The organism is Sphingobacterium mizutaii, from assembly GCF_900187125.1.
Classification (GTDB): Bacteria; Bacteroidota; Bacteroidia; order Sphingobacteriales; family Sphingobacteriaceae; genus Sphingobacterium; species Sphingobacterium mizutaii.
The window spans coordinates 528,947-546,604 of record NZ_LT906468.1 but is presented as its reverse complement, the minus strand read 5'-3'; the positions used below and the strand labels follow the sequence as shown (position 1 = coordinate 546,604).

Here is a 17,658-nt window from a genome sequence, read left to right as displayed (position 1 = left end):
TTAATTTATTGAAGCCGCGATACGGTCATTCTTCTCCGTAGTTTCTCCTTCTGCTTGAGCGAACTCTTTTTGAAGGTCTTCAGTGAAGAATTTAGCTTGTTTGCTTAACCACTCTTTGTACTCAGCTTCGGTAACCACTCTTACATTCTTTTGCATGTTGTAGTGAGATTCTCCACAGATCTTCGCACATAACATAACGAAGTTGTATTGTGGATCATTCATCTTATCACGCATCTCATCAGTAGTGATGGTCGGTGTAAACTGGAAGTAGTTAGTCATTCCTGGTACTGCGTTTATCTGAACACGGAAATCAGGAATATAGAAAGAGTGAATAATATCTTTTGACATAATGTGGAAACGAACTGGTTTGTTAACAGGGATTACAATTTCATCACCTTTAACGTCGTCCCATGCAGTTTTATCATTATAATCAATACCGTAGGAATTCAGAGGAGTAGTCAATTTGTAGTTACGCTTTCCGAATTCACCATCCGCACCTGGGTAACGAACGGTCCACATGAACTGCTCACCTAATACCTCAATCTGTAAAGCAGATTTCTTTAGATCTTCAGGAATATTGGTAATTGATCTCCATGTAAAGAAACCGAACAATACCAAGATAGTTAAAACTACTGCTGGTACAATTGTCCATAATCTTTCAATAGCATCATTGTGCGGATAGAAATATGCTTTACGTTTAGCACGCATTCTGTAGATAAAAGTAAAGGTCAATAATAAAATATGAACCAATACTAATACGATGGTAATGATTACCGTAGTGATGATAAACATCCTATCAATATCCTTACCGTGCTCAGTTGCGGCAGGTCTCCATGACCAGCTTCCCCAAACTGCATATCCGTAATAAACAAATCCTAAAAATCCAATCAAGAAAACAAATAATAAAGCTGCTTGTAGCGTATTATTTGCTAAAGGATTGTATTTTCCATTTACTTTCTTAGTCAATACATAGATTGACTGTACCTTTCCGATAACTGCAACCACAGTACATAAAACCAAGAAAAGTAAAATATAATAAGTCAAGTTTTTGTAAACCTGAGGATCAATTTTCTTCTCTTCTTTGGTTGTTGAAGCAGCAGGAGTTACGGTGCTGCTAGAAGTACTAGATGCTGAAACGCTAGCTGAATCTGTTGCAGCAGGTGCCGCAGCAGCACTATCAGCTGGTGCAGCAGCCGAGTCTGCAGTAACTGCAGGTGTTGCCGCTTGCTCAACCTTAGCTGTATCAGCTGCTTGTTCCTGAATGGAAGCCATTGCAGGAGCAGCAAACAATAGGTTAATAGCTAATAAGCCTCCAAATAAGGACTTAAATCTGTTATGTAATTTAAACTTCATCTCTTATAACACGTTTGAACGTTATTTCAACTTAATCTCTATTAAATTTGGTGGTGTAAACTTTCATCCAAGAATGGGTGGTTCTTCGGTGCTAGAGCATGTTTGCTCAATTTCGAAAGAACTAAGAAAGTAAAGATTCCAACAAATCCTATTGCAGTACCGATTTCAATGAAACCAAAACCACGGTGTGAATCAACTGTACCAGGCATTACCATGATATAGTAGTCTAACCAGTGACCTAACAACAATACGATAGATATGAATAACATCATATTTTGCTTACGTTTTGCATCACGGTCAACCAATAGTAATAATGGAGCCACAAAGTTAATAACAATATTTATCCAAAACCAAGGCTTGTATTCTGGTTCCCAACGTTTATAGAAATAAACAGTTTCTTCTGGAATGTTTGAATAGTAGATCAACATAAATTGAGCAAACCATACATAAGTCCAGAAAATTGAGAAACCAAACATTAATTTACCTAAATCATGTAGGTGGTTTTCATTAACCCAGTTCATATAACCAGCTTTCTTAATCAAAATTAAGATTACTGTAATTGCAGCTAATCCGCTAACCCACATTCCTGCGAAGTTGTACCATCCGAACATGGTAGAGAACCAGTGTGCCTCTAAAGACATGATGGTATCAAATGACCAAATTGGGGTAGTAAATCCGAAGATTACTAAAAATATTGCGGATAACTTAAAGCTCTTTTTGTATGAATTTAATCCACCTGCTAAATCCTCATTGTAAGATAATTTCGCAAGAATAAAAGCAAAGATGCTATAACTTCCCATGAAAATAATCTGACGGATTAAGAATCCTGGTACATTTAAGAAAGCAGACTTACCAGCAACTAAGCTATCATAGTTAGGACTACTTGGATCTGTCAAGCCATCTGCATGCCAGTGGTGGTATAAATTATGTGTATTCAATCCTAAAGCTACAATGATTAATAAAATCACGGAAGCGATTGGAAGTACACTCGCCATTGCCTGAGGAATACGGATTAAACCTGCAGACCATGCTGATTGAGTTACTAATTGTAAGGCAACGAAAAATGCTCCTGCTGCACAAACACAAGTAAAATAATATCCCATCAATAATAAATTGGCATATGTACGCTCAACCATTATATGGTCACTTGATAGTAAGCCAATTGCAATTGCGGCTATCCCTACAACGATAGCAACTAAACTCAGGACCTTAGCGATACCTGCGAATTTAAATTGCTCGCTGAAATTATAATCGTGATGATGATTGTGAGTTCCCATTTATAATATCGATGTTAATTTATTTTTTTTGCAATTCGTGAACATACATTACCACTTTCCAACGCTCCTCAGGAGATAATTGCGAAGCGTGTGAACCCATCGCGTTATATCCATAAGTAATTGTATGGTAAATCTTTCCATCTGACAATTCAGACATCTGACCTCCTCTAGAAGAAGGAGTTCCTGCTGATTGGTGGTATGATGGTGGAGGAGGGAAATTCTCTAGAGCTCTTTTTCCTCTAGAATCATCAACTTCTCTATCTTTTGTAATAGGACCATCCCCTGCTCCATCTTTACCATGACAAACTGCACAGTATGTCAAGTATAAAGCTTCTCCTTCTTTTAGATGTGCTGGATTGACAACAAGAGGATTCTTTAATTCCAATCCTGCACGCTCATATTCTTCAACTGAGTTTCCATAATCAAAGCGATCAAATCCAATCGGATTAGAACCTTGAGGAGGAGTTTGAGCTGTACTATTATTTTTAAAATTCTTGTTTGGCTGATCTGGATTGAAAGCAATCGGATCATACATATTACGTGAGAATTCCCATCCTGCACTGCGAGTGGTGCCATCTCCGCATGAAGAAACAACTGCTGTTAAAGCGACAGCAACACATACAGTTCCAAGAAAATTCTTTTTATTCATAACTAACATATTTTCTTTCATTGTACTTAACTTCTACTGCTCCTGCTTCTTTCAATAAGCCATCGATCAACGCATGGTCAGTATTTTCTTTTGCATCTACAGCAATAATAAAACGATCATCCGTAGCTCTCAAGTCCATCACACGTGGTGCACGTCCTGGAAATAAATGGTTACGGAAAAAGAATGTCGCAACCATACCCAAGGCACATAATAAAATTGTCACCTCAAATGTTACCGGAACAAAGTTTGGCAATGGCATCGATGGTTTACCACCAATATTCATCGGCCAATCATAAGACATGGTGTAAAACAAAAGACTGAATCCTAAAACTGTTCCCAACGCACCGAAAATAAATGCTGCAATGGGTAATCTTGAAGGTCTCACCCCTAACTTTGCCTCAATCCCGTGGATAGGCATTGGAGTAAAACAATCGTAAATGCTAATATTGTTTGCTTGCAACTTGTCAATCCCATGCATCATATCATCAGGATCAGCAAAACTACCTAGTATATATTTTGTATTGCTCATTGCTATTATTTTTGATGTAATGCCTTAATGTCCGCTTCTGTAACTGTATCGTATTTATCCATTGAGTCTCTGAAGTATTCAACTTGCTCTTCAGGGAATGCACCTTCTTGTACAAGTTTAGTTTTATGCTGTAAGCTTGAGCTTTTCAACAACAACTTAACCTCTGCAATCGCAATACCTGGTAAGAAACGCAGGAATAATAAGAATAAAGTAAAGAATAATCCGATAGATCCAACAAAGATACCAACGTCAACCCAAGTTGGGTAGAACATCGCCCAAGAAGATGGTAAATAGTCACGGTGTAATGATGTAACGATAATTACGAAACGCTCAAACCACATACCGATGTTCACAACGATAGACAGAATCCATGAAATAGGAATACTTGTACGAATCTTCTTGAACCAGAACAACTGAGGAGAAATCACGTTACATGTCATCATCGCCCAGTAAGCCCAAGCGTAAGGTCCAGCGATACGGTTAGCAAATGCATACATTTCGTATTCTGACCCTGAGTACCATGCAATGAATAACTCAGTTAAATATGCGATACCTACGATTGAACCAGTAGTCATGATAATTTTGTTCATGGCTTCAATATGGAACATAGTAATGTAATCCTCAAAATTCATTACTTTACGTAAGATCAACAATAAGGTTTGTACCATCGCGAAGCCTGAGAAAATCGCCCCTGCAACGAAATATGGAGGGAAGATAGTCGTGTGCCATCCAGGAATCACTGAAGTAGCAAAGTCCATGGATACGATAGTGTGTACCGAAAGTACTAATGGAGTAGAGATACCAGCTAAAATCAAAGAAACGATTTCAAAACGTTGCCAAGTTTTAACAGAGCCATTCCATCCAAATGATAAAATTGAATAAACTCTTTTCTTGATACCAGAAGCACGGTCACGAACTGACGCGATATCTGGTAAAAGACCACAATACCAGAACACTAATGATACGGTGAAATATGTAGAGATCGCGAATGCGTCCCATACTAATGGTGAGTTGAAGTTAACCCACAATGATCCAAATTGATTTGGTAAAGGGAAAATCCAGTATGCTAACCAAGGACGACCCATGTGAGCTACTACGTATGTAGCAGCACAGATAACGGCAAAGATTGTCATCGCCTCAGCCGATCTGTTAATGGAGTTACGCCAGTTCTGACGGAATATTAATAATACAGCGGAGATCAAAGTACCGGCGTGACCAATACCTACCCACCATACGAAGTCGGTAATATCCCATGCCCAACCTACTGTTTTGTTTAATCCCCAAGCGCCGATACCCGTCCAAAACGTATATCCAACACTTACAACCCACAACATTGCGCCTAGTGCAGCTACGGTAAAACCGATCCACCACGCTTTGTTTGGTTTATTTTCAACCGGAAGTAAGATATCATCTGTAATCTTTGCATAGGTGATATCCTTGCCGGTGATTAATGGTTCTCTTAATATTGATTCGTTATGCGATGACATAGTTATTTTATTTCAGTCTAGAATAAATTATGCTTCAAATGTGTTTCTTACCTTCGTCATATAACCAATATTTGGTTGTACGTTGATTTCTTCAAGCACATAATAAACGCGTTCGTTACGCAATGCTTTTGAAACTTCTGACTCTGGATCGTTTGCATCACCAAAGATGATTGCATTTGCCGAACATGCTGCTTGACAAGCCATTTTGATGTCCCCGTCTTTCACTTTACGGTTCTCAACTTTAGCTTTCAACTTACCTGCTTGGATACGTTGGATACACATTGAACATTTCTCCATAACCCCGCGTGAACGTGTAGTCACATCTGGATTCAATACTAATTGTGTAAACTCGTTGTTCAAATAATTGTCAAAACGAGAATCATTCCAGTAATTGAACCAGTTGAAACGACGCACTTTATATGGACAGTTGTTCGCACAGTAACGTGTTCCGAAACAACGGTTATAAGCCATGTGGTTAAGCCCCTCTGAAGAGTGAACTGTTGCTAAAACTGGACATACAGTCTCACATGGAGCGTGTTCACAGTGCTGACATAACATTGGTTGATAAACTACAGATACATCCTCATAGTCATAACCTGCTGCTTTAGCAATTTCTTTCTCTTTTGTTAATTTACCTTCACCTGTATTCAATGTATAGTAACGGTCGATACGCAACCAGTGCATTTCACGACGACGGCGAACCTCGTCACGACCTACAACTGGAACGTTGTTTTCAACGTTACATGCTACGATACAAGATCCACAACCTGTACAAGCATTCAAATCGATTGCCATCACCCAACGGTGACCAGGTTGCTCAAATTTATTCCATAAATCATAAGTTTGGTGCGAATCAGAGAAACGTCCAGACTCAGAATTAGGATCTTTTAAGTAATTAGCAAAGGTAGTCTCACGGATAATGTTACGACCCTCAATAGTGTGGTGAGTTTGTGTCTGAGCCAACTCATAAATGCCAGAAGCTTTTGAAATAGTAGCTTTTGCAGCGAATTGAATTGTTCCATTTACTAGACTAGCAAATGGATAGGCATTTACACCGACATTATTTCCAGCCTTACCAACTTTCGTACGACCATAACCAATCGCAACTGAAACAGTTCCTCTTGCTTGACCTGGTTGTAACAATACTGGAAGGTCTACTTTGTAACCATTAGCCTCGACAGTAACTTTTCCTGTTTCCTTAACACCTAATTCCTCAGCATCTGCTGGGTTGATAGCTGCAAAGTTATCCCAAGTTACTTTAGATACTGGATCAGGCAATTCTTGCAAATAAGCATTGTTTGCCCAACGTCCGTCTCTAATATTTGGAGATTCATAAATCTTTAATTCAACACCACCAGCAACACGCTTAGCATCATTTGCAATCGCAGTTGCAATTGCATTAACATCTACGTTAGCTGAGTAGGAAGAACCAGTATTTGACCCTTTATAAACAAAACCTTGTTGAAGTACATCCTTCCAAACTTTTCCAGTTCCAGCTAAGATATTGGTTTCCCAATTTTCTTTTACAAAATCATGGATTGGCTTGTTAACACCGGCCCAGTTGATCAAACTTTGTTCAGCTTGGCGAGTGTTAAACACAGGGTTTATAGTTGGTTGAACGATTGTAAATAATCCCTCTTTTGCAGAAGCATCACCCCAAGATTCTAAAAATGTATTATTTGTGGCAATAGCTTTCAATTCTGACGAAGTTTCATCAGCGCGATCACCTAATGATACAGTATAACCAATTTTAGAAATTGCAGCTTTTACATCATCAATTTTATAATAGTCATAAACTGGGTTTGAGTTCCAGAAAATAGCTACTCCCACTTGACCAGCTTTAGCAGCCGTCAAGAAAGTTTGGAATGCTGAATCAGATCCTTGATGTTGTTTTGAGAAATTATCTAGGTCAATGATAGAACCGTATGCTCCTAATGCTGTATTGATCGCATTTGCCAAAGCTTGTACATTGATATCATTCGATCCTGCCACAACTACTGATGAACCTTTCGCATTCACCAATTCTTTTGCAGCTAGAGCAATCGCTGTTTTTGCTTTTGCATTGTTTGTACCGCCAGCAACTGATTGACCAGTGATAGCATTGTACAAACTAATTAATACCGCTCCTTCTTCTGAAGGTTTGATCGCAATACGAACGTCTGCATTTGAACCAGTCATTGATAATCCTGATTCAAATTGAATATGACGTGACATTTTACCGCCTTTCAACGATTTATAGTCACGATTTTTAATATAATCTTGTGTGTGTTCTTCTCCAGCTAACCAAGTTCCTAAAAAGTCTGCTGCTACAGAAACAACAACCTGAGCTTTATCGAAATGGTAAGAAGGAACGACTGCTTTACCAAATGAAGCTCTATTAGCTTCAATGATACCACTATAAGAAACTGCATCAACTTGAACGTGTTGAGTTGCAGGATATTTTGTCGCGAATGCAGCGATAGCCGCTAATGAAGAAGGACTGTTGATTGTATTTGATACAATAGTAATTTGTTTTCCTGCTGCTTGCGCTTTGTTTAAAGCATCAACAACTGCTTGGTCTAATTTCGCCCAATCTACATCTTTACCCCCAATTTGAGGATTTTGCAATTTGGACATATCATATAAATCAAGAACTGATGCAGAAGTTGAAGCATCTGTACCTTGATTTAAACCAACAGCATTTGGATTTGCCTCCAATGAAATTGGTCTTCCTTCTCTCGTTCTAACGATTACACTCTGACCATTGAAGGAAGAAGCGTAGAAGTTTGGTACACCTGGAGTTACTTCTTCAGGTTTGATTACATAAGGTACCGCCTTGTGAATTGGCGTACGGTTACAAGCTGCCAATGTCACAGCCCCTAAACCAAAACCTAAAGCTTTCAAAAAGTCACGACGAGGTGTCTTGGTACTTAAACCAGCTTCATTTAACACATCTTCTACGGGAATAGGCTCAGCAAACTCACTCTTGCTTCCTTCAACAAAAGCAGGAGTTTGATTCAATTCCTCTAAACCTTTCCAATATTTTTTATTGCTTTCCATTTAAGCTATATATAAGATTCCGTTATTCTAAATTAATTTATTAATAATGACACTTTCCACACTCTAATCCACCGATCATAGCTGCTGTCATTTTCTCACCTTTCTTCAACTTGTCGTGAGCCTCGATCAATTGATCATAGTAAGCATTATCTGTGTTTACAGAAGTCTCTTTGTGACAGTCAATACACCATTTCATGGTCAGTGGTGAATATTGGTAAACTTCTTCCATATCTTGGATAGGACCGTGACAAGTTTGACACTCAACTCCTGCGACAACAACGTGTTGTGAGTGGTTGAAATAAGCAAAGTCTGGTAAGTTATGAATCCTAACCCATTCGATAGGTCTTGTGTTTGTACCATAAGTTCTAGCTTCAGGATCCCAATCAACCGCACGATATAATTTCGCAATCTCTGGCGAAATGTTACCGTCGTAATGATCTGAACCTGTTACTGTATTGTGACAGTTCATACATACGTTTGCTGATGGAATTGAAGCGTTTTTAGATTTAAATGCTCCACCGTGACAGTATTGACACTCGATCTGATTTACACCAGCGTGAATTTGGTGAGAGAATTTAATCGGCTGCACAGGCTTGTACCCTTGGTGAACACCAACATTCCACATGGTCTTCCATCCTGCCACGCCTAATAAACCTACTACCATCAATACTACGAAGAACACTAACTTCTTGTTCTTTAAAAATGCTTTTGCAAATTTTACAGAACCGCTCTCTCCTTCTTCTTCGCTTTTCGCTTGAGCTTCAGCAATTGACGCCTGATTGTTAGCAATAACGCGTTCTAAAGTTTTTGTTACCCTGTTCAAGGCAAAAATCACCGCTACAGCAACCACAAACAAAGCGACCAAACCGATAATCATCATGGTGTTCGCATCTGAACTTGCAGCACCCGCACCTCCAGCAGCCGGACCAGCAGCCTTTTTCTCAGCTAACTTTACCTCTTCTGCTTTCAAGTACGCAAGGATATCCTTAATATCACCTTCTGAAAGGTTAGCATAAGGAGCCATCGTCGTAGCAAACTGAGATTTCAATTCAAGAGCTTGTGGATCGCCTGAATCAATCATCCCTTGCGGGTTGTGGATCCATTTCACAATCCATGCTTCTTCTCGACGCTCTGACAAGCCAGCCAAATCTGGACCAGTCAATTTCTTACCTACTGCGTGACATGAATTACACGCATTCGACTTGAATAGCGCTGCACCATTCGCAGCATCCTGCGCCTGCGTGGTAGTAGTAACGGCAAATAACAATACCAAACTGATTGATATTGACTTCGCAAGTCTTCCCAAAACGGATGAGATATTTCTCATATTTAGCACTTTATACTATTTTATGTGTAATAATTAATTGTTGACTCTTCAGTACATGTACACAATACCGTACAAAACAATGCACAAAAGTATAACTTATTAAGCAATCCCTGACAATTTGATGACGTAATTTATCAATTTATAATCATTCTAAATAGATTGCTTTATATAGCTCTATGTCGGTACAAATTAACATTCAATTGATATTTCAATAATCTTTTTTTAGTAAATTAGCTTCCTTATGAAAGCAATATATTGCATATTAATTTTAATTGTTTTATCTGGTTGTGCTCATTCGCAATCAAACAATACTACTGTAACCATGGACCAAAACAAAAAATACAACGAATTAACTCCCGAAGAACAATACGTAATCCTTAATAAAGGAACCGAAAGGCCATTTACTGGTCAACTTCTAAATAACAAAGAAAAGGGAACTTATGTTTGTAAGCGATGTGATGCTCCATTATACCATTCGGAAGACAAATTTGAGTCCCATTGTGGCTGGCCTAGTTTCGATGATGAAATCCCTGGAGCTGTAAAAAGAGAAACTGATGCAGATGGCAGAAGGACCGAGATTCTGTGTGCTGCTTGTGGTGCCCACTTGGGCCATGTTTTTGAAGGCGAAGGATTCACCTCCAAAAACACAAGGCACTGTGTCAATTCTATTTCAATGAAGTTTGTTCCAGCGTCTCCTCAGAAATAACGGAAGAACCTCGAACTAACAATTCACTAGGAATTACAATCTTCTGTAATTCCTTATTTTTTCCCTTGATCTCGTTTAATAAGGTATGAATCAATTCATTGGCTATTGCAGAGGTATCCTGAGTCACCACACTAATCCCTGGCTCATATAGCTTAAACAAGGTATGATCATCAAATGCCACCATATTAGGCAGCTTCATATTATATTTCTTAACAGCCTTCAAACCATCAATTGCCAAATAGTTGGTCGCAAATAATACTGCATCCAGATTATTGGCACTGATGAATTCGTGAATTTGGTCAATCGAAGAATCTTCATTTTCATCGATCTTTACTTTTTTAATAAATGCCTGTTGCTGGAATTCATCAATAGCCTTCATATAGCCGTCAAGTCGATCACGCATCTGCGTTTGATTTGAATATAAAGAAACAAACCCAACTCTCCTGTTATTTTGATTTTCCAAAAGGTGTTTAGTTGCCTCAAATGCACCATTAAAGTTGTCTAATACAACATAATGGGTCTCCAACTGCGGAATATATCGGTCAAAAAGAACCAATGGAACATTATTCTTAATTAAATTAGACAAAGTATCCTCTAGGCCTTCAGGAGGTGTAATGATATATCCATCCACCTGTCTATCATAGAATAATTGGATCAACTCCCTAGCTTTGGTCTCATCATTATCCATACTACAGTAAATAATATGATAACCATTGTCATAGGCAATCCTTTCAATATATTTTGCAACATTAGAAAAGAAAGGATTGGAGATATCTTCAACGATCAAACCTAAAATCTTAGATTGACCCGTCCTTAAACTCTGTGCTAATTGGTTTGGTTTGTATCCTACTTTTTTTACATAATCCAGCACTCGTTTGGTCAACCCTTCGCTGATCCTTTTTTCCTTAGCCTTCCCATTTAAAATAAATGATACGGTCGTTACGGATACCCCGAGGTTCTTTGCAATGTCACTAATTAATATTCGTTTTCTCATGTTAGGTTAATAAAATGCAATTCAAAATCTATCAAATATATAAACTCGGCTAAATTTTAGCAAATTTATGCTAAAGATTATGCTAAAAATTTGGCTAAAAGGGTTTATTAGGTTTAAAAACGTACATTTGTTCATGTACACTATTTATAACGACATTTATGAAATTACATTATAAATCTTTTGCAATTATTTTTGCAGCTGCTGGTTTGGCAATGATAAGCAGTAATCAAGCCTCTGCACAGCAATATACAAAATATGTCGACCCTTTCATCGGAACTGGTGGACATGGACACACTTATCCTGGAGCAACAGTTCCATTTTCATTGGTCCAATTATCTCCTGATAACGGAAAAAATGGTTGGGACTGGGTGAGTGGCTATCATATCAGCGCAGATTCAATTGCAGGATTCAGCCATATGCACCTAAGCGGAACTGGAATCGGAGATTGGCTTGACATTGCAATTATGCCATTAATCCAACCCATAAATCAAAAAGACTTTGACACCCGTGTAAAATTCTCTCACGATAATGAAAAAGCAAGCCCGGGCTATTATGAGGTCAAATTAGAGAATGGGATCCAAGCCAAACTAACGTCTACCGAACGCGTTGGGCTCCATAATTATTCATTTCCCAACAATGCCAAGCCAACTATTAGACTAGACCTTGGCCATGCCTATAATTGGGACAGACCAATGGAAACTGAGATCAAGATCTTAAACGATAGTACAGCAATCGGAAAAAGATATTCTTATGGATGGGCAAACCAACAACATATATATTTTGCAATCCGCTTCAACAAACCATTCAATTCCTACCTATTGAATGGAAATAAGACAAATGAAAAGCAAGTTACCCAAATCAACAATTCAAGGCAAGGTCCTATAAACGCTGTCAATGCACAGTTTATTTTCCAACCGACAGAACAAGTTGACCTCAAGGTTGCACTTTCAACTACTTCAGCTGAAAAAGCAATTGAAGCATTAAATGAAATTCCAAATTGGAATTTTAACCAAGTGAAATCGAATGCCGAAAATCAATGGGAAAAAGAATTAGGGAAAATCAAGGTAGAATCCACTGATGAAACCTTGAAAAAGATCTTTTATACCGCTTTATACCACACTGCTGTGTCGCCCACCCTATACTCTGATAAAGATGGCGAATACAAGAATTACAAAGGAGAAATCCATAAGATGAACAATGCCGGTCAACGGTACACTTTATTTTCTCTTTGGGATACTTTCCGGGCATTAAAACCCTTGCTGACCATCACGCAATCTGAACGTTACACAGACATGATGAACAGCATGTTAGCTTTCTATGATGAAAATGGATTGCTTCCGGTATGGGACCTTAGCACTTTCGAAACCAATACCATGACTGGTTATCATGCTGTCCCTGTACTTGCCGACGCGGTCTTAAAAGATATCCCAGGCATTGATCAAGAAAAAGCATTTAAGGCAATGCTTGCAAGTGCAAATCAAAAAATCAGAGAAGTCCCAGATTATATTGAATATGGATATGTTCCGCAAGATGTAAACGGTGGATCAGTGACATCAACTTTGGAGTATGCCTTTGATGATTATTGCATTTCATTAGTGGCCAAAAAACTAGGAAAGAAAAAGGAGTATGAGGAATATACTAAACGTGCTAAGAATTACATCCACCTCTTCGACCCTAACTCTGGCTTTATGAGAGCTAAATTGAAAAACGGCAAATTCGTTGAACCATTTGACCCTTTCTATTCAGAACACGAATTCTCAAAAAGCCAATATATCGAAGGAAATGCATGGCAACACTCCTTCTTTGTTCCTCATGATGTAAGAGGATTGGCAAAATTATTCCCAAAAAAGGATGGCCTTGATAAAATGTTAGACACTTTATTCACCGCTCCTTCCTTCATGACTGGAGAAAACCAATCACCTGATGCCAGTGGTTTTATCGGTCAATACGCTCATGGGAACGAACCGAGCCATCATATCGCTTATATGTATTCATATCTAGGAAAACCATGGAAGACCCAAGAAAAAGTGAGAGCAATCATTGACTCCATGTACCATGAAAGACCAGATGGATATGCAGGCAATGAAGATGCAGGTCAAATGAGCGCTTGGGCGGTTTGGTCGATGATGGGCTTATACCCTGCTTCTCCTGTAAATGGAGAATATGTATTCGGTAGTCCAGCACTTGACAAATCTGATATCACTATGCCAAATGGCAAAATATTCAGCATTATTGCCAAAAACAACTCTAAAAAAAATATTTACATCAAATCCATTACTCTGAATGGAAAACCATACAAAAACACCTATATCACCCATAAGAACATGTTAAAGGGCGGAACTTTGGAATTCCAGATGAGCGATGTCCCGAATCAAAAATTTGGAACACAAAAGAAATCTTTACCTACTTCAATGGAAAATTAAACAAAACCCAAAATATTACGTTTTGTCATATATTGGCCTTGGGTACACTTATTGATACTTAAGGGAAAGGAGAAGAAAAAAATGGAAGAATTAAACAACAATATTAACATCAAGGACATACAAGACGACAGCAACAATCAGGACTTTTACAAAAACTTTAAAGATAAATTGATTGAGGTAGAACAGTTTCCGACCATCTATACTTTCAAATTCATCGTAAAATCAGATTCTGATCAAGCTGAAAAGGTTAAAGGATTGTTCACTCATGCCTCAGCTAAGTTTTCTGAGAAAAAATCATCAGGAGGAAAATACACTTCGATTTCAATCGAAAACTATGTAAACAATGCCGACGAAGTAATCAACTATTACAAAAAAGTGGGGGAAATCCCTGGTGTAATGATGTTATAAGTAAAATACTAAAACAGAAAAGGGTGTCAAATTGACACCCTTTTTCTATTCTTTCAACTCTTGGATAGCCCTTTCAACAGCGACAGGGTCTTTCAAATCAACCCCTCTTTTTTTCATCGCAATATAAAAATTACCTGGAATAATAACATATCGATATAGTATGTAGCTGCTCATGGAAATTGTTGGCCCACCATCATAAGCCATCCTCATAATTACCAATTCCCTCAATTTGGGGTGAAATGTAATGGTCGACATCCTATTTATCGCATAACTTGTATATGGCAGTGGGTAAGCACCTTGACCATAATCCAAGTAAACCAAAATAGCAGAATTTGCTAAAACCTCTTTGGTTAATTGTGGTTCATAAATATGAGCAGCCCTAACCCTTGTATTGTCAAATGCTGTATCCACCATGCGGACCACATTTCTCCAACCTGAATACATAATCTTAACATTGGCTTTTAAATTTGTTCCAACTCCCCATCCAGTACTTGTCTTTGGGCCATATAAAACCATTTGAGCCGTGTTAAAATAAAAATCGCCTACAGCACCCAATGTTACCGCGGGAATTGTAGTACCTGAAAGAAATTGAGAACCATTTTTCCCGTTGCTACCATTAGTTCCATTAGTTCCGTTCTTGCCATCAGCACCTTTCAACTTCGTAGGACTTCCCCAACCTGAGCTAGCCTTAGGCCCATATAAGTCGCCCGTCGTCGTTCTAAAATAAAAATCGCCATTCTTACCCAAACTCGTAGCTGGAACTGCAGTACCACTGTAAATCATAGATCCATCAGCTCCTTTTGCTCCCGTAACACCTTTGTCGCCCTTATCTCCTTTTGCTCCTTCAGGACCGATTTCGCCCTGATCACCCTTCTTACATGAACCTGCCCCGAAAATAATGAAGGCCAGTAAAATCATTAAAAATTTAGTTTTCATAATCTTTTGTTTAAAATCATCATATATTATTGGATGACCTAAACTACTTGTTAATGCAAACTTAAATTATCAATAATGAGTAAACCCCAGTGCAGATTGAGTGAACAATTTATTCTAATGAGGGATTAAATTATAAGCTGTTTAAACATAAATCATCAAATCAATTTAAAGTCAAGGTATTCAACCCTTCCTTCACTTTAAATTCCTTAACCACTTTCCCAAAACGAACTTTAATCTTCTCAGCAGCTTTTGCTTGTACTGTTAAAGAAACAATCCTATTATTTTCCCATTTAAAGCTTACTTTTTTGTCTCCCCAAGTTTTTATCCCATCTACCGAGCCAGATTTCCAAGAAAAGGGCACTGCCGGTAAAAGATGAATTTCCCCATGCTGGGATTGAACTAACATTTCAGCAAAGCCAGCCGCACCACCAAAATTCCCGTCAATTTGGAAAGGTGGATGCGTACTGAACAAATTAGGCAAACAAGTTTTTCCGATCAACTCCTTTAAGTGTTGATTTGCTTGCTCTCCATCATATAGTCGAGCATAAAAATTCACAATCCATGCTTTGCTCCAACCGGTATGCCCACCTCCTGAGGCGAGTCTGTTTTCAATCGTTTTCTTGGCAGCCTCAAATAATTTAGGGTCATTAGGGTTAATGGAATTCCCGGGATATAAACCCAACAAATGCGACATATGCCTATGCCCAGGCTCCACTTCATCATAATCATGGATCCATTCCTGGATTCCGCCATTTTTCCCAACTCGGATTGGAGGCAATTGCTTCCTCACTTCTTTAATCTGTGCCACCAGCTCTTTGTCCTCCTTCAATAATGTGGCAGCCTCTTCGAAATTATCAAACAGCTCCAAAATGATTTCTATATCTATGGTACTCATATAAGACAACTGAGACCTGACTTCTTTGCCATCAACCATGGTTTTAAATTCATTTTCAGGAGAGTGAGAAGGATTCGTCACTAAATACCCCTCAGGTGACTTGATCAAGAAATCTAACACCCACAATAAGGACCCTTTAAGGATTGGATAAGCCACATTCTTCAAGTATGTCCTATCTTGACTGAAAGCAAAATGACGATAAACCGGGAATGTCATCCATGGACCAGCCATCGGCGAGACTCCCCATACGCCATCAGCCACCCCTGTTCTTCCAAATGGATCAGTTAAGTGGTGGATCGTCCAACCTCGCGCAGCATACATTTCCTTTGCCGTCCTTTCTCCCGGTTTCATTAATTCTTTCATGAAATTCGCCAATATCACACTTGTTTCCCCTAAATCTCCAGACTCTGCCGGCCAATAGTTCATTTGCAGATTGATATTGGTATGAAAATCGGAATTCCAAGGCGCCTCATATTCCTGATTCCAAATCCCTTGCAAATTCGCTGGCAAACGTCCTGGAGATCGACTTGAAGACATCAAAAGATATCTGCCATATTGATAAAAAAGCACTGGCAGCCCAAAGTCTTCCTGCCCTTCCGAAAAAGCTTTCAACCTTTGGTCTGTAGGCAACTTTGATTCAGCAGATGAATTTATTGACACTTTAATCCTTTCAAACATCGACCTATGATCATTAACATGACGGAGTAAGTAATCCTGAGCTTGATCTTCTAAAATTAAGCCCAATATACTTTTTACATCAGCCTCCAAATTTCTATTACCAGAAAAATTAAGCTTCTCTAATTCATAATCCGTTATTCCAGTATAGACCAATTCAAGCTTTTTCACATCTTTAAATCGAATTCCTGACCCAGTATCATCACTGAACACCTCATATTCCCCTTCGATACTCTTGACCATAAGCCCAGAAGCAAATTGCATATGCGATCCTGCGGGTCCAGAATCCTTTTTAACTGAATCTTGAATCTGTCCAGTATAATATGCTCCATCCTTCCATGTCCCATATTCATTCACATCTTGACTTCTATCAAGCTTTACTGTAAATGAAATTGCTGCTCTTGACTCCCATTTCAGAAACAAAGCATCCCCAACAGAAGGGATATAGGAAGTTTGAATAATCTTATTGGAATTTACTGTGAATAAGGTCTGATGGACCCCTTCATTTAAATTGAGTACCCTTGAATAATCTTCCACCTGACTACTTCCCCAATCGTAATTTACGCTTATATTCCCCAAAGGTTGATAAGATCGGATCCTAGCAGGAGTACCAACCATATATTTTGTCGCCAATTCCTTAGCCAATTCAAATTGATTTCGGAAAATGGCATCTTGTATTTCCTTCAAATGCGAGGCAGATTCAGGATTATTGTTATTGATCTGGCTTCCGGCCCATAGACTCTCCTCATTCATCTGGAAAAGCTCATGATCATAACGACCATGAACCATCGCCCCAAGACGTCCATTCCCCAACGGCAATGCTTCGGTCCACTTGGCAGCAGGTTGTTGATACCATAACTTTAGATCAGACTCCTGCCCGATCAGAAAACAAGGAAATAATAAAAGGATTAGGTTTAGTAGGTTTTTCATTTCATTAATTTACGAATTTTGACATAAGAC

At 38.7% G+C, this 17,658-nt stretch carries 13 protein-coding genes; 3 read left to right on the top strand and 10 right to left on the bottom strand.

Annotation, left to right across the window (positions count from 1 at the left end):
* Genes CKW03_RS02420 through CKW03_RS02390 form a run of 7 tightly spaced genes read right to left on the bottom strand, consistent with a single transcriptional unit; the run spans position 1 to position 9,661 of the window.
* Positions 1-1,353 carry a cytochrome c oxidase subunit II gene (locus CKW03_RS02420; protein ID WP_236736558.1) on the bottom strand — a complete coding sequence of 451 codons (1,353 nt, stop codon included), beginning with the start codon at positions 1,351-1,353 and terminating at the stop codon, positions 1-3.
* Positions 1,354-1,394: 41 nt separating this feature from the next.
* Positions 1,395-2,630, bottom strand: a complete 1,236-nt coding sequence (locus tag CKW03_RS02415) for a quinol:cytochrome C oxidoreductase (protein WP_093100584.1) — start codon at positions 2,628-2,630, stop codon at positions 1,395-1,397.
* 19 nt (positions 2,631-2,649) lie between these two features.
* On the bottom strand, positions 2,650-3,300 hold the full coding sequence (locus CKW03_RS02410; protein ID WP_093100586.1) for a c-type cytochrome: 651 nt from the start codon (positions 3,298-3,300) through the stop codon (positions 2,650-2,652).
* Positions 3,272-3,808, bottom strand: coding sequence for a DUF3341 domain-containing protein (locus CKW03_RS02405; RefSeq protein ID WP_093100588.1), 537 nt, complete (start codon positions 3,806-3,808; stop codon positions 3,272-3,274). The genes CKW03_RS02410 and CKW03_RS02405 overlap by 29 nt, the downstream gene beginning before the upstream one ends.
* Positions 3,809-3,813: 5 nt before the next feature.
* The gene (gene nrfD, locus CKW03_RS02400) at positions 3,814-5,295 is read right to left on the bottom strand and encodes an NrfD/PsrC family molybdoenzyme membrane anchor subunit (protein ID WP_093100590.1); all 1,482 of its coding nucleotides are present in this window, start codon (positions 5,293-5,295) and stop codon (positions 3,814-3,816) included.
* A gap of 27 nt (positions 5,296-5,322) precedes the next feature.
* Positions 5,323-8,334 carry a TAT-variant-translocated molybdopterin oxidoreductase gene (locus tag CKW03_RS02395; RefSeq protein WP_093100592.1) on the bottom strand — a complete coding sequence of 1,004 codons (3,012 nt, stop codon included), beginning with the start codon at positions 8,332-8,334 and terminating at the stop codon, positions 5,323-5,325.
* Between the two features lie 40 nt (positions 8,335-8,374).
* Positions 8,375-9,661 carry a cytochrome c3 family protein gene (locus CKW03_RS02390; RefSeq protein ID WP_093100593.1) on the bottom strand — a complete coding sequence of 429 codons (1,287 nt, stop codon included), beginning with the start codon at positions 9,659-9,661 and terminating at the stop codon, positions 8,375-8,377.
* A gap of 241 nt (positions 9,662-9,902) precedes the next feature.
* On the opposite strand from CKW03_RS02390, the gene CKW03_RS02385 reads away from it, so the two are divergent.
* Positions 9,903-10,367: a methionine-R-sulfoxide reductase gene (locus CKW03_RS02385; protein WP_093100595.1), complete on the top strand. Its 465-nt coding sequence runs from the start codon at positions 9,903-9,905 to the stop codon at positions 10,365-10,367.
* Here CKW03_RS02385 and CKW03_RS02380 read toward each other — a convergent pair.
* Positions 10,327-11,361: a LacI family DNA-binding transcriptional regulator gene (locus CKW03_RS02380; protein WP_093100596.1), complete on the bottom strand. Its 1,035-nt coding sequence runs from the start codon at positions 11,359-11,361 to the stop codon at positions 10,327-10,329. The genes CKW03_RS02385 and CKW03_RS02380 overlap by 41 nt on opposite strands.
* 158 nt (positions 11,362-11,519) lie before the next feature.
* Here CKW03_RS02380 and CKW03_RS02375 point away from each other — a divergent pair, with 158 nt between their 5' ends.
* Positions 11,520-13,784, top strand: coding sequence for a GH92 family glycosyl hydrolase (locus CKW03_RS02375; RefSeq protein ID WP_093100598.1), 2,265 nt, complete (start codon positions 11,520-11,522; stop codon positions 13,782-13,784).
* Positions 13,785-13,865: 81 nt separating this feature from the next.
* A complete protein-coding gene (locus CKW03_RS02370; RefSeq protein ID WP_093100599.1) occupies positions 13,866-14,192 on the top strand; it encodes a DUF493 domain-containing protein in 327 nt (108 codons plus the stop codon).
* Positions 14,193-14,237: 45 nt separating this feature from the next.
* Here the strand turns inward: CKW03_RS02370 and CKW03_RS02365 are convergent, their stop codons facing one another.
* Together CKW03_RS02365 and CKW03_RS02360 are read right to left on the bottom strand one after the other, a co-directional pair.
* The gene (locus tag CKW03_RS02365; protein ID WP_093100601.1) at positions 14,238-15,128 is read right to left on the bottom strand and encodes a collagen-like protein; all 891 of its coding nucleotides are present in this window, start codon (positions 15,126-15,128) and stop codon (positions 14,238-14,240) included.
* A 160-nt stretch (positions 15,129-15,288) separates the two neighbouring features.
* Positions 15,289-17,628, bottom strand: coding sequence for a glycoside hydrolase family 95 protein (locus tag CKW03_RS02360; RefSeq protein ID WP_093100602.1), 2,340 nt, complete (start codon positions 17,626-17,628; stop codon positions 15,289-15,291).
* Positions 17,629-17,658: the final 30 nt, after the last annotated feature.